This is a genomic window from Chlorobiota bacterium (genome assembly GCA_016700335.1).
Classification (GTDB): domain Bacteria; phylum Bacteroidota; class Ignavibacteria; order OLB7; family OLB7.
In genome coordinates, this window is sequence record CP065014.1 from 2966689 (window position 1) to 2980186 (window position 13498).

Annotated in this window: 11 protein-coding genes; 7 read left to right on the forward strand and 4 right to left on the reverse strand. The window is 30.2% G+C overall.

Annotation, left to right across the window (positions count from 1 at the left end; genetic code table 11):
* Nucleotides 1-19 precede the first annotated feature (19 nt).
* The 3 genes from IPP08_12030 to IPP08_12040 all read right to left on the reverse strand — a co-directional run bounded on the left by IPP08_12030 (nucleotide 20) and on the right by IPP08_12040 (nucleotide 2596).
* Complete coding sequence (locus IPP08_12030; protein QQS66469.1) at nucleotides 20-790, reverse strand: MotA/TolQ/ExbB proton channel family protein; 771 nt, start codon at nucleotides 788-790, stop codon at nucleotides 20-22.
* Nucleotides 791-1110: 320 nt separating this feature from the next.
* A complete protein-coding gene (locus tag IPP08_12035; protein ID QQS66470.1) occupies nucleotides 1111-1818 on the reverse strand; it encodes a hypothetical protein in 708 nt (235 codons plus the stop codon).
* Nucleotides 1819-1837: 19 nt separating this feature from the next.
* Nucleotides 1838-2596: a 3'-5' exonuclease gene (locus tag IPP08_12040; GenBank protein QQS66471.1), complete on the reverse strand. Its 759-nt coding sequence runs from the start codon at nucleotides 2594-2596 to the stop codon at nucleotides 1838-1840.
* A 192-nt stretch (nucleotides 2597-2788) separates the two neighbouring features.
* Here IPP08_12040 and trxB point away from each other — a divergent pair, with 192 nt between their 5' ends.
* From trxB to IPP08_12060, 4 genes are all read left to right on the forward strand, one after another.
* The gene (gene trxB / locus IPP08_12045) at nucleotides 2789-3727 is read left to right on the forward strand and encodes a thioredoxin-disulfide reductase (protein ID QQS66472.1); all 939 of its coding nucleotides are present in this window, start codon (nucleotides 2789-2791) and stop codon (nucleotides 3725-3727) included.
* Between the two features lie 27 nt (nucleotides 3728-3754).
* Nucleotides 3755-4540, forward strand: a complete 786-nt coding sequence (gene ccsA / locus IPP08_12050; GenBank protein QQS66473.1) for a cytochrome c biogenesis protein CcsA — start codon at nucleotides 3755-3757, stop codon at nucleotides 4538-4540.
* 120 nt (nucleotides 4541-4660) lie between these two features.
* A complete protein-coding gene (locus IPP08_12055) occupies nucleotides 4661-5884 on the forward strand; it encodes a glutamyl-tRNA reductase (GenBank protein QQS66474.1) in 1224 nt (407 codons plus the stop codon).
* 44 nt (nucleotides 5885-5928) lie between these two features.
* Nucleotides 5929-6702: an enoyl-CoA hydratase/isomerase family protein gene (locus IPP08_12060; protein ID QQS66475.1), complete on the forward strand. Its 774-nt coding sequence runs from the start codon at nucleotides 5929-5931 to the stop codon at nucleotides 6700-6702.
* Nucleotides 6703-6736: 34 nt separating this feature from the next.
* Here IPP08_12060 and IPP08_12065 read toward each other — a convergent pair whose 3' ends face one another.
* Nucleotides 6737-7738 carry a hypothetical protein gene (locus tag IPP08_12065; GenBank protein ID QQS66476.1) on the reverse strand — a complete coding sequence of 334 codons (1002 nt, stop codon included), beginning with the start codon at nucleotides 7736-7738 and terminating at the stop codon, nucleotides 6737-6739.
* 177 nt (nucleotides 7739-7915) lie between these two features.
* Between IPP08_12065 and IPP08_12070 the strand changes: the two genes are divergently transcribed.
* From IPP08_12070 to IPP08_12080, 3 genes are all read left to right on the forward strand, one after another.
* Nucleotides 7916-8779, forward strand: coding sequence for a hypothetical protein (locus IPP08_12070; protein QQS66477.1), 864 nt, complete (start codon nucleotides 7916-7918; stop codon nucleotides 8777-8779).
* A 589-nt stretch (nucleotides 8780-9368) separates the two neighbouring features.
* Nucleotides 9369-11402, forward strand: coding sequence for a hypothetical protein (locus IPP08_12075; GenBank protein ID QQS66478.1), 2034 nt, complete (start codon nucleotides 9369-9371; stop codon nucleotides 11400-11402).
* A 51-nt stretch (nucleotides 11403-11453) separates the two neighbouring features.
* Entirely contained in the window at nucleotides 11454-13313 is a 1860-nt protein-coding gene (locus IPP08_12080; GenBank protein ID QQS66479.1) for a T9SS type A sorting domain-containing protein, read from the forward strand.
* Nucleotides 13314-13498 lie beyond the last annotated feature (185 nt).

Here is a 13498-nt window from a genome sequence, read left to right on the forward strand (position 1 = left end):
TATAATAATCTATAAATAATTATTTGGTCTTCATGGCTAAAGTTTCCATCAATTGTTGAACTCCTTCTTCTATTCCATAAACCATTCCATCAACTTTAGTTGTAAAGAAATTATACCCAACAATAGAAATAATTGCAGCAATAAGACCTCCAGCTGTATTAATAAGTGCTTCAGAAATACCAATTGAAAGTTGGGTAGCACTTGCAGCCTGACCAGCAGTTGCTAAGGCTTGGAACGCTCTAATCATACCAATAGTTGTTCCTAATAATCCAATCATTGTTGAAGTTGAAGCAACTGTTGAAAGTACTATAAGATTTTTTTCTAACATTGGAGTTTCAAGTCCCATTGTTTCATCAATAGATCTTTTTACTTCAGCTAGTTTTTTATCAGCATCAAGTGGAGAAGATTGCAATTGCTCATATCTATCTAATCCAGCACGTATAACACTTGCGGCAGAACCTTTTTGCGAATCACAAGCAGCCATTGCTCCTTTTAAATCTCCTTTTTCAACTAATTTATCAACTTCATGAACAAACACTTCTGTTCTTTTTGAACCAGCAGCTTTTGTTAATGAGAAAATTCTTTCAATTATAAAAGTTACCATCATAAGAATCAATGAAAGCAAAATAGCTACAAGAGGTCCTCCTGTATATACAGTACCCATTAAGTCTTTTGGTTCTTTTTTCAATGCATCATTGAAGTGGCTAGCATTACCAAATACAATGTTGAAAATTAAAAAGCCAATAATTACACAACCAAGAATTACTAAAGGGACAAAATACTTTTTCATAAAAGTTTTTAAAGAGAAAGATTTATGTTGAAAATTAATTATTTAATTCGAAAGAAATAATGGAACCATATACTAATCTTATTGTTACATATAATTTATATTTAATTTATATATATAAACAAGAGGTGTTTTAAACAAGAGAAATAAAATAGAATATCTTAGTATAGAGAACTAATTTTTGAGATTCTATTCAATTATAAAAATAAAAAATCTATTCTTTAATTATTAATAGAACAAATTTAAATATTAAAAAGTTTTAAATAAATATTTTTTAATAAAACTTTTAAACAATATACAAAAGTAGTAAAAATTTATTATTGTTACTCTCTCAAAAAATCACTACACCAGAATTTTGATAACTTATTAGTTAGTGCTTTAAACTCAATTTCAAAATTATTTCCATTTGAAACTAATTCAGTTAACTTTATTACTTTGTCCTTACCATACAAACTGATTAATTTGGAAATTAAATTAATACAAATAGAATATGCTGATCGAACATTTTCATAATTTTTAGATTTTAGAATTGTATCCTGAATTTGTTTAAGAGTTGAAAACTTCATTTTACAAATTAGCTCTTCCTTCGATACATTCATCGCTAAGCCTTCGTTAAACCATCTTGGCAGACCATTTACTTCAGCTTTGTTCAATGCAATATGGGTTAACTCATGCCTAAGTACTTTTGAGAATCCACCTCTTTTTAATAACAAGCTTAAAGGTTGCAATCTTATTTCATTATTAACAGATAAACCTAAATTATAATACGATCCTCCACCTATATTCACAAATTCAGAAGTTGTAGAATAAGTTATACCTTTAATCCTATTTGGCAAAGTTACACCAAATTTTACAACATAATTATATGAATCTTCACATTCATTTATCAACTCATTTACATTAACCCCTCTTGGTGCAAGCAATATAAAATGAGATGAGTTATAAGTTACATACTTATATTTAGAATAATTTATACTTTGAGATTTTGCCGAATTAAAAATTAAAAATGAAAATACAAATAATAATGACATTTTGAAATACTTATAATTTTTATTCAACATATTCAATTTGATTAGTATTAATTGGATCAGAATTAATATACTTTAAAAAGATCTGAGCTGTTGTAAGCACGTCTTTTTGACAATATTTAACAATCCTACTTAAATCTTTTTCTTTCCAAAATACTGCTCCAACTTGGCTTCCATCAATATCATCTTTTGGTGAAGGGATTCCGAAAACTGCTGCTAATAGTTTTAATGATGTATAACTTTTATAATCACCAAATTTCCATAATTCCATAGTATCTAATAAATATGATAATTCCCAAGGTTTTTTTCCATAGATCTCAAGTAAATTAGGAAGATCAATATGGTTGATTATCATTCTTCTAGCAATATAGGGAACATCAAATTCCTTAATATTATGTCCGCATAAAATAGAATTTGTTGAATCTGAAAATTTATCATTTAACAGTTTACTAAATTCTCTTAACAAAATTGATTCATCAAAATTTGAAAATGATTTTAATCTAAAACCAAAACAATTATCTATTTGTGTTATTACACCAACTGATATGCAAGCAATTTTTCCAAACTCAGAATAAATTCCTGCCTCAGAATATTTGTCTTGGGCTTCAATTTCTGTAACTTCTTCAGATTTATCTTTTTTTAATAATGACTTACATTTTATTTTCCAAAGCACTTTCCAAGTTTCATCTAGTTCAGAAAATGAAGATTTTTGAGGAACCGTTTCGATATCAAAAAAAAGGATTTTTTTTACATCGATATTTTTTAATTTAGTTTCATTCATAGGATATTTTTTAGGTTAATGATTAAAATCTAAAATAAGAAAGAGTTAGAAATACATTTTGATAATTGTTATTAAATTTCATTCACTTCTTTTTTATAAACAATAAATTTCAATAAACTTAAAACTGTTATCAAATCCTTATCTTTGTTAACTTGTTTAAAAATAAATAATTAATTATTAGTCAAATAGACAATGTCTAATCACAAAAAAGTTATTGTTATCGGTTCAGGACCCGCGGGTTTGACTGCAGCTCTTTATACTGGAAGAGCTAATCTTAGCCCATTAATTTTTGAAGGGCACCAACCTGGTGGACAATTGATGATTACAACTGAAGTAGAAAATTATCCTGGTTATGAACATGGGATTCAAGGACCAGATATGATGGATATTTTCAGAAAACAAGCACACCGTTTTGGTGCCGAAAGTAAATATGAACTTGTTACAGAAATTGATTTTTCAAAAAAACCATTTACAATTAAATCTGAACGTGGTGATACCTTCACTTCTGATTCAATTATTGTTTCAACAGGTGCAACAGCAAAATTACTGGGGTTAGAAGGTGAAATGAAGTTTATGGGTTATGGTGTGTCAGCTTGTGCTACTTGTGATGGATTCTTCTTTAAAAATCAAGAAGTAATAGTTGTTGGTGGTGGTGATACTGCCATGGAAGAAGCAAACTATTTAACTAGGTTTTGTTCTAAAGTTGTTTTGATTCATCGTCGTGATGAATTTAGAGCCTCAAGAATTATGATAGACAGAGCAAAAAATAATCCTAAAATTGAAATTTTAATGAATACAACCATTAGTGAAATTATTGGTGATACAGATCCTGTTAAAAAAGTTACTTCAGTTGTTTTAAAAAATACTATAAATGGAGAAGAAGTAAATAAATCAATTAATGGAGTGTTTATTGCAATTGGACACAAACCAAACACAGAATTGTTTAAAGGTGTTTTAGATATGGATGAAAATGGATACTTAATAACTAAGGGCAAATCTTCTTACACAAATATTGATGGTGTTTTTGCTTGTGGTGATTGTCAAGACCATATTTACCGACAAGCTATAACAGCCGCAGGAAGCGGATGTATGGCTGCAATTGATTCTGAAAGGTGGCTTGAAAATAATTAGATCTTATTAATTTGATTGTTTATTATTATGATTCAATTATCTCACATAGTTCAAACTTTGCTTCCATTATTCTATAGTGGAACTTTATTTTTTTATGTACTTATTTACTTCAAAAAAGAAGAAAAATTATGGAAGTATGCTTCTCCATTTATGTTAGCAACTTTTGTAATTCATACATTTTTGATTTATTCAAAGTCGGTAATGTATGGGCGATGTTTAGTTTATAATTTATTCGAATCAATGACACTTATATCTTTTACTATTATATTGATGTATATGTTTATTGAACGGCTAACAAAAGAAAAAAGCATTGGAATGTTTTTTGTTTTACTTGCATTGTTATTTCAAACTTTATCTGATGTTTTCTCTCCTCTTGAAAAATTAGATTTAGCCGAAGTTTCTAAATTGTTTAACCCTTTTGTTGGTGCGTATGTATCGGCTTTAATTATTTGTTATACTGCTTTCACTGTTTCAGCATTGTATTCAGTATTATATTTAGTTCTGCATAAACAAATTAGTACAAGTAAATTTGGATTGATTTTTGATCGTTTACCAAGCCTTCAATTATTAGATAGAATGAATAGTATTTCAGTTGTAATTGGTTTAGTTTTTTTGTCTTTAGCAATTTTTGTAAGCCTTGGAAATGGCTTTGAATCTATCTTGGAAATTAAAGTGCTTACACCAATAATTATATTTATAGTATATTTTATTTCTGTTTTAATGAGAAAATTTGGTAATGTCAAATCAACAACAGCAATTTTATTTTCGTTAATTGGATTTCTAATAACTCTTTTTTCAATGAGTAGAATTTAATTTTAAATCAATGTTGGTTAAATATGACTTTATTGTTTAATTATATTTTTTTACCAAAATAAGTTAGAAATTATTAAATAATAATTATTTAAATTTTATAAAGTAGTTTAAAAATAGACTTTGAATATATATCTCTTTGGAATAAATCATACTTCTGCAAATTTGGATATAAGAGAAAAAGTTGCACTTAATTCAAATGCAATTTCTTCTGCTTATCCTGATTTGTTGGGAACTTTTGCTTCAGAATGTGTAATAGTTTCAACTTGTAATAGAACTGAAATTTTTATTGTTCCAAAGGAAGAACCTTTTAATCCCAAATTAATTAAGGACTGGTTATTCTCTTTCAAAAAAACAATACTCCCTGAAAATTATTTTTTTTACAAACAAGGAAGAGATGCCTCACAACATTTGTATGAAGTTACATCTGGAATTGCATCTCAGATTATTGGAGATATTCAGATTATTGGTCAGGTTAGAGATTCTTTGCTAACAGCACAATCGTTAGGCTCAACAGGTAAAATACTTTCAAGGTTATTTACTGAAGCTTTGAAGACTGGTAAAAGAGTAAGAACAGAAACTGATATTTTTACTGGTGCTGTTTCAGTCAGTTTTGTTGCAGTTGAATTAGCAAAAAAAATATTTTATCCACTTTCAGATAAATCTGCATTAGTTGTTGGAGCTGGTGATGTTGGTGAACTATCTGTTGAGAATTTATTTGCACAAGGTGTAAAAAATATATCTATTACTAACAGAACTATTGAAAAAGCTGAAGAGTTATCTAATCGAATTTCAGGCTCTAAAGTTATTCCATTTGATCATTTTAAAAGTATACTTCATGAATTTGATATTATAATTGTTTCAACTGGTGCTGATGATTTTGTGATTACTTATAATGATGTTATGATATCCTCAGATTTAAGAGGAAATAGGGAACAGCTAATAGTTGATATTTCTGTTCCAAGAAATGTTGAACCATCTGTAAGTGATATTCCAAATGTTTATTGTAAAGATATTAATGATTTGAGCAATGTAATAGAAAAAAATATTGAAAAACGAAAAGCAGAACTTCCTAAAGCTAAAGCTATAATTACAGAAGAGCTTGTAAAGTTTATTGCTTGGTGTAAAATGCTCCCAATTATTCCATTTGTTGAGAAAATTAAATTAACTAGCAGAAATATTTTCGATGATGAATTTAACAAAAATAAAAATAGATTCACAAATGAGAATGATTATCAAACGGCTCGAAAACTGACTGAAAGCATCTTAAAAAAAATAATTGGAATTCCACTCGGTGAGCTTCTTGAAGAAGAAATTTCTAGAAGAAATGATGAGTTTGGGGTATAATATTTAAATTTTAAAAAATACAAAACTTCTAATTTCAAACTAATATGTTCGAGAATTTAATTGTTACTAAACTCGATGGATATGTAGCAACAGTTCAATTAAACAGACCAAAAGTATTAAATGCTTTAAGTCTTGAATTAATGACTGAACTTTGTGAAGCTTTAGAAATGTTAGATAAAGATAATGATGTTAGAACCATTGTAATTCATGGTAATGAAAGAGCTTTTGCAGCAGGAGCAGACATTACTCAAATGGCACAAGCATCTAGTATTGATATGTTAAACAGAGATCAGTTCTCTAAATGGGAAAAAATTAGAAAAATTAAAAAACCAATTATTGCTGCAGTGTCAGGTGTTGCATTAGGTGGAGGCTGTGAGCTAACTATGATTTGTGATATTATAATTTGTTCCGAAACTGCTAGATTTGGTCAACCTGAGATATTAATAGGAGTTATGCCAGGTGCTGGTGGTACACAACGCTTAACAAGAGCAGTTGGAAAAGTTATTGCTATGGAAATGGTTCTAACTGGAAGAATGATTTCCGCAGAAGAAGCATTAAAATTTGGATTAATAAATAAAATTGTTCCTGTAGAATTTTATCTTGAAGAAGCAATTTCACTTGCACGAGAAATAAGTAATCGTCCTCCAATTGCTGTTCGTCTTGCAAAAGAATCTGTTCTTAAATCCTTTGATACTACTATTGTTGATGGTTTAGAATTTGAACGTAAAAACTTCTATATGCTTTTCTCAACAGATGATATGAAAGAAGGTATGAAAGCATTTATCGAGAAAAGAAAACCAGAATGGAAAGGTGAATAAATTATTTAAATTTATAATTTATTTTTCTTTAAAACTAATATTTTGAAAGTAACATTTTATTCGTCTGTCCATTTTTAACATCATAAATTTCACTAACCTTATTGTTTGTTAACAAATAATCCCATGCCCGTTTGTAAACGAATTCTCCTGTATCATACTTTGGTGTACTAACATCTGAAACTACTGAACCATGATATTTAGTTGGAGATGTACCATTAATATCCAATGATGTGTATAGTATTCTGGTATTAAAAAAATCTGTTGCAGAAGTTATTTCAAAATTTATAGGATTTCCTAACTTATCAATTCCATAACCTTGAACAATTTTAGTAGTTAAAATATTGAACTCAACAAGTTCATCTTTTGAATGACTAAACGAATAAATATCATTTGCCCCAGTTTCACCTGGCTTGTTAATCCAATTTGCTGGCTTACCAATTTTTTTGTTGTAATCCATTGCTGAAAACATTATAGATCGGTAAACTTTATGAACTTTGCAAATGTAACCCGCATATCCACCCCCTTGTGAATGTCCAGAAATTATTATACATTCCCACTTTATTGAGTTGTCAGAATTTAAGTATTTCCCCCAATTCTCTTTTGGGAATTTAGAATTTAAATACAATAACAGCTTTATAAGCCTATTTTCAATTGAGTTAGGTTTGTTAACATTAACCAAATTTGTTCTATCAATTCCTTCTAAAGTTTCTGCTCTAATAAGTTCATAACAATCCAAATCTTTATCTGCACAAATAGAATTTACTGCATCATAATTCGGATAATTTAAACATATAGAATTGAAACCTTTACTTGCTGCATATTCAGTTATAACCTTGTAATTACTTGGCTTTGCACTTGTTCCAGGTAAAAATACAAATAATTTATTCTGTATATTTTGAACATTATTATTTATTGATATATAATGTGCCTCACTTGCAGTATCTATTAAGTCATCAGTTTGCTTTGGAAAAATAAATCTATTTTCTTGAGCATGAATAACTGAAGTGATTAAATATAAAAGTAAAATATATTTCATAGGTATTTATTTCTAATAATGTTATTGAATGATAAGATAATTAAATTTATAAGATTCGAAACTCGATCTTTACAAAAAATTTTATAAAGTCTTAACTAAGGAACGAAAAAATTAAATTTTGGAACGGTTGTTTTATATATTTAAAACATAATTATTAAAAATTAAACACCCAAATTTATGAAAATCCTAATTTATATAATTTTAGTTTTTTTGAATGTTACAACAATTATATCTCAAAATTTAAAAGTTGTTTTTCCATTTGATATTAAGGATTATAATTCAAAATTTATTTCATTAATTCAAACAAATGGCAAAGTAATAACTGCAGGAACATTTGGTGGTAAGTATGGATTCGATAGTTTGATTATAAGTAGATTTCATAGAAATGGAACACCTGATTATTCTTTTAATCAAAATGTTAAAATTAAAATTGGAAAAGGAGCAGTTGAATTACGCGAAGCAATATTAACTACTAATGGAGATATAATTGGGATTGGATCAAGCTTTGATGAAGATGAATTATTATTAGTAAAATTTGATTCCTTAGGAAAACTAGATGAAAATTTTGGCTATAATGGTATTTCAAAAACAATTTGTACAAATCAAAGAGGAGCTTTTGGGATCTCATTTGATATTGATAGCAATGGTAATATAGTTGTTACTGGTTGGTGTGATGGCGTTAAAAGTTTGTTAGTTGCAAGATTTAAATCTAATGGAATTATTGATTCTACTTTTGGAAACAATGGATTATTAGTAGTTGATTCAGAATTAAATACTATTTCATTTGAAGGAGTTTCTATTAAATGTTTAAACAATGGACAGATTGTAGTTTTAGGTAAGTCATTTATTGGTGATGAATTGAGTGAAGATTTTAAAAGTGGTTACTTTGTGGTAAGACTTAATAACAAAGGAGATATTAATAAAAATTATGGTGTGAATGGATTACTAGAAATCAAAACTAATAACTTTGTTATTAATGCATCAGCAAAGGAAGTGCTTTACAGCTATTTGTTAGATTGTAAAATTGCATTTAATGAATAAAATAATTTAGACAAAATTTTATTTTAATATTAAATCTAATTATGAACAATTAAAATTCACATTCTCTTTTCTAGAAATAGATTTAATCAACAACCTTCTGAAACTTAACAAATAGATATTGTTTTTATAAAAAGTTTCTAAAAGTTTGCTTTGGATATAATTGCTTTTTTAAGAACCTATATTATTTAAAGTAAAAATATATCACACCAAGAAAGAAAATTCCGAACCTAAAAAAGTAAGTTGTATTATCCAACTTACTTTAGAGAAAGCTCCTTATTAGTCCCTTTGATGTGATTAGTTAATAGTACCGTATTTACTAAAATTAAACAGAAAAAGAAAAATGATTTACAAATCTTTTCTAGGCTTTACCAAAAGCCAACCAAACCAGAAACACCCAAGCGTATCGGTTCTCAAACCTTATGTAGCGGCAGTGTCAGAGCGTCAGAGCGTTTTAAACTATTAAACAAACTAATTCTTTTTATTTTGTTGATAAACAGATTAGAAGTATATAGTCAAAAATACATTTAGTTGAGTATAGTAAAAAATTTAGCTTTTTTAGAAATAGATTTAATCAACAACCTTCTGAAACTTGACAAGAAATAAAATAAAAAAAACAAAATGGGATTATTTTAATTCAGGATCTACAGTAACAAAAGTAGAGAACAGAAACATTAATAAACAACAAAATTTTAACAAAAGAATGAAAGAAAAGAAATTTTTTAGCTTTATTACAACATTACTTTTATTAATGTCGGTAGTAATAACCACTAAAGCGCAATTTGGAATGCCACCCACTAATATAGAAGGTTGGGCGGTTGCTACTCATTCATCTGGAAATTGGGTGGTTGGTAGTTTAACAAATACACCAGTTATAGGTCTTGTGAATACACGTAACTGCGATGGACTTGCCCCTTTTGGGGTAAATTGGACATCTGCAACGACAACTATCTACCATGGACCAACAAACAACTGGATAGCTTCAAATCTTGGGCAAGTTTATGGTATTGCAATTGATTCAAAAAATAATATCTATACAACCTCTACAAGTGTGTATAATCATGTTGCCGAACCATTAGAATTTGGGCCTGCTGGACCTGGTGGTGTATATAAAATCGATTACGCATCTGGGAATATTTCCAATATATTAACTTCATCGATTTACACAACATCTGCTACATCTTCAATTGGAACATCGAAAATACCAAACGGAGATGGTGTAAACCATGGACCTGGATTAGGGAATATTTGTTATGATAAAGATAATGATAAATTGTATGTAACAAATATGGAAGATGGGAGAATTTATAGAATTAACCCAACAACAAATAAAATTGATGCCGTATATGACCCAGGTGCTTCTTCACCAATTGCAGCACCTCTTGGCACAACAAACCCCACTATGAATGCTGATGGTGGAACAAATGGCTTTGCTCCAATTGGAGAAAGGCTTTGGGGTATTGGCTATAACCCTGTTGATAAAAGAATTTATTATAGCGTTTGGGTAGAAGGATATGGAAGTAACTCACCAACTACATATAATGTAATACGCTCTGTAAGCGTTAATGCTGCAGGATTTATTCCTACCTCTGACCAATTTGAATTTAAATTACTAGATGTTGCATCAGGTTATTTGCCTAATTCAACAAGTGTACCACCAATTTTTTACTCGATGCCAATATCTGATATAGAATTTACTTTAGATGGCAAAAAAATGTTGGTTGGTGAGTGCGGTGTCAATCAAAATTATAGCGAAATATTCCCAATAAATACTGGACATAGTAACAGAGTATTTGAATATAGAGGTGCGGCTGGGAGTTGGATATTTAACCAAACAATAAATTTATCGGTAGCAGGTTCTTTCACACACCTAAACTCTTCTGGTGGAGTAGATTATGGTGTTAGCTATAATACTCCAACAATTCAGGGGCAATGTGGGCAAGCGAAGTGTGATTCTATTATTTGGACAACAGGAAATTTTTTAGTTAATTCACCATTAGTATATGGTTTGCAAAGTACTCCTGCAAGTGGAAACACACCAGCAACTGCAACCTCATTAGGGCATTTTGTAGACTTAAATGGCATATTTACACAAAATGACAAAACTCAAATAGGAGATGTAGATATTTTTAAAGGAGAATGTAAAGGGGCTATTCCCTCCCCATGCGATAAAATAGATGTAACAGCAAATTCCCTATCTCAAACAAGAGGGGACTGCTGTTGGGATTTTACTGTGTCGGGTTTAATTCCAGCTGGGACTTTTGATCACATAACAGCAACACCAATTACACCTGGAGTATTTTTCTCTTCTACATCTGCACCTGCTGGCTGGGGAACAAATTTAGTAAGTAATATTGCATCTTGGAGCCCAACATCTGGACCAATAATAACTGACTCTACAAGTGGCTTAAAATCATGCTTTGTGAATACTAGTGGCAGCGCAGTTTTTAGTGTTCAGTTCGCATTTTACACTACACAGGGAGGTGTTTGCTATGATACAGTAAGGTTAGATTGTGCACCCGTTCAAATTCAAAATGATTCTTGTTGCGCCCCTAATATTGTGAGAGCAACTTGTATTAACTCAAGCCAAAATGGTTCATCATATTCTATCACAATGTCAATATAGAATTTTAGTCTATTAAGCCAGCCACCCGCAAATCAGTATGCACACCAAGTAATGATAACAACTACAACACCAGGTGTTACAATTACACCAACGATCAACAACCTAAATTCCCCAACTGGTTTGGCTTTTGGTCAAGTTGGAAACGTAACTTTTACAGTAACAGGCGCAACCCCGAACACAGCATTATGTTTTGATATTACATTGCTTGGTGATTCTATTGGTATGCCATGTTGCCCATATAAATGGTGTTGCCATAAAAGGATTTGCTTTACATTACCTGAATGTAAAGATTGCTGTAAGGAGTTTACTAAAAGAATTATTAAGCCAACAACAACTACAAATTCAGCAGGACAAGTTACGAACACAATTACAGTTCAAGCAGGTGCAAAACCAATTTCTAAATTGACAATTCAGTTAGTATCATCAAGCATTAAGGTTTCTTGTAGACCAAAAGTTGGAGCTGCCGAAACTTCTGCGGGTTGGCAAACTGTTAGTGCAATTATGCAATCCCCATTACCAAACCCAATAACACCAGGGTTACCATTATACTCACAAACGAGCTACGAAGGTGTTTGGGGAATAAACCCAAGTGGTGTAAATTTGATGTCAGCACCAGTTACATTAAGCAGTTTCAATCTGTTATTCCCACCACCACCTTGCAATGGATATAAAAATCAGACGACTTGTTGGGACACGATAAAGTATTGCCTAAAAATATCTTTTACAGATTCAATGTGTGTTACTTGTGATACTACAATTTGCTATACAATACGTAGGAGCGGAATTCCTTGGTACCTTTGTATTACTGATCATAAGGGTCCGGAACCGACAGATATTCATACAAATATTTTAACATTTAAAATGAAAGATGACAAAACTGGTAATTTGAATATTGCATTGCCAAGCGAGATACAAGAGAATAATATAACTGTAAGACAAATATGCGCCCAAACAACCTTTGGAAGCCATCTAACGCAATTTGATGGAGTAAATACAAGAGATTTTTCAGGTTGTTCAGATAAAGAAATGAAGTCAGGAGAAACAAAAGATATTTCTCTGTTTGTAGATAATTTCAGTAAGCTAAAAAGAATTGGTTTGGTAGTAACAATGTTCTATTCAGCTGCTGGCTCAAATGAAACAGTGGTAAAAGTAGATACAATTTATCAATCAAGCCCACAAGACCAAGGTGGCGATAAAATGGATGAGACTGGTGATAAAACTGTTAAAACAAGAACGTACTCTTTATCATTTACAAATTTGAATAAATCAAAAGGTACTATCTCGGATGTTGAATTACGTATGCCAAAAGGGGTTCATCTGTTAGCGTTTGGTTCTGCTTTTGGTGATACAATCAACTTAGGGGCAAATGCGAATTTTAAGAATGATACTGTAAAAATTGAAAATTATTTTGTAGCCGAAGTATGCTGCAGACAGGATAAAAATATGGCTTCAAAGAAAATAGGACTTTCTCCAAACGAGGCTGTTAAACCAATTTACATTACGGTCTCTGGTGCGGAATCAGGTTTTGATTTGAGCTTTGTAACAACTGATAGCAACGGAGTTGTGTTGTCAGAAGGAACATTGAAACTTACAAATCCACTTTCAACAGTAAAAGATAATGATGATATTTCGGCGATAACAGGTGCGGCAATGAAATTAGATTTGTTCCCAAACCCAGCAACCAACAGCACTACAATCAATTTAGGATTACAAAATAGTGAAGTGATGAGTTTGTCGGTAGTTGATATTAATGGCAGAGAAGTTCTAAGTGTTTTAAAAGAAAACTTTTTGCAAAACGGTAATCATGCTTTTGTATTAAACACACAAGACATTCCAAGCGGAGAGTATACTATTATTGTAAGAACAACCAAAGGAGGGGGATTAACAAAGAAATTGCAAATCAATAAATAAAACCAATATTGATTTAATAACACGCTAAAGCCGTTTTACGATCATGGTATCACGGCTTTAGCAATTTTAAAAAGTATTATAACTTTATAAATCAAAAATATCTATTAAATGATTTTATAAAATAAAAAATGATTAATCCAAAATTAGAAACAAAAAAAGAGGTGAAGAGTAAAGTAGAGGTAGCC

Bases quoted from the DNA above. Each gene is read 5' to 3' on its own strand.
- IPP08_12030 (QQS66469.1), bottom strand. From the start codon at position 790: ATGAAAAAGTATTTTGTCCCTTTAGTAATTCTTGGTTGTGTAATTATT.
- IPP08_12035 (QQS66470.1), bottom strand. From the start codon at position 1,818: ATGTCATTATTATTTGTATTTTCATTTTTAATTTTTAATTCGGCAAAA.
- IPP08_12040 (QQS66471.1), bottom strand. From the start codon at position 2,596: ATGAATGAAACTAAATTAAAAAATATCGATGTAAAAAAAATCCTTTTT.
- trxB (QQS66472.1), top strand. From the start codon at position 2,789: ATGTCTAATCACAAAAAAGTTATTGTTATCGGTTCAGGACCCGCGGGT.
- ccsA (QQS66473.1), top strand. From the start codon at position 3,755: ATGATTCAATTATCTCACATAGTTCAAACTTTGCTTCCATTATTCTAT.
- IPP08_12060 (QQS66475.1), top strand. From the start codon at position 5,929: ATGTTCGAGAATTTAATTGTTACTAAACTCGATGGATATGTAGCAACA.
- IPP08_12065 (QQS66476.1), bottom strand. From the start codon at position 7,738: ATGAAATATATTTTACTTTTATATTTAATCACTTCAGTTATTCATGCT.
- IPP08_12070 (QQS66477.1), top strand. From the start codon at position 7,916: ATGAAAATCCTAATTTATATAATTTTAGTTTTTTTGAATGTTACAACA.
- IPP08_12080 (QQS66479.1), top strand. From the start codon at position 11,454: ATGATAACAACTACAACACCAGGTGTTACAATTACACCAACGATCAAC.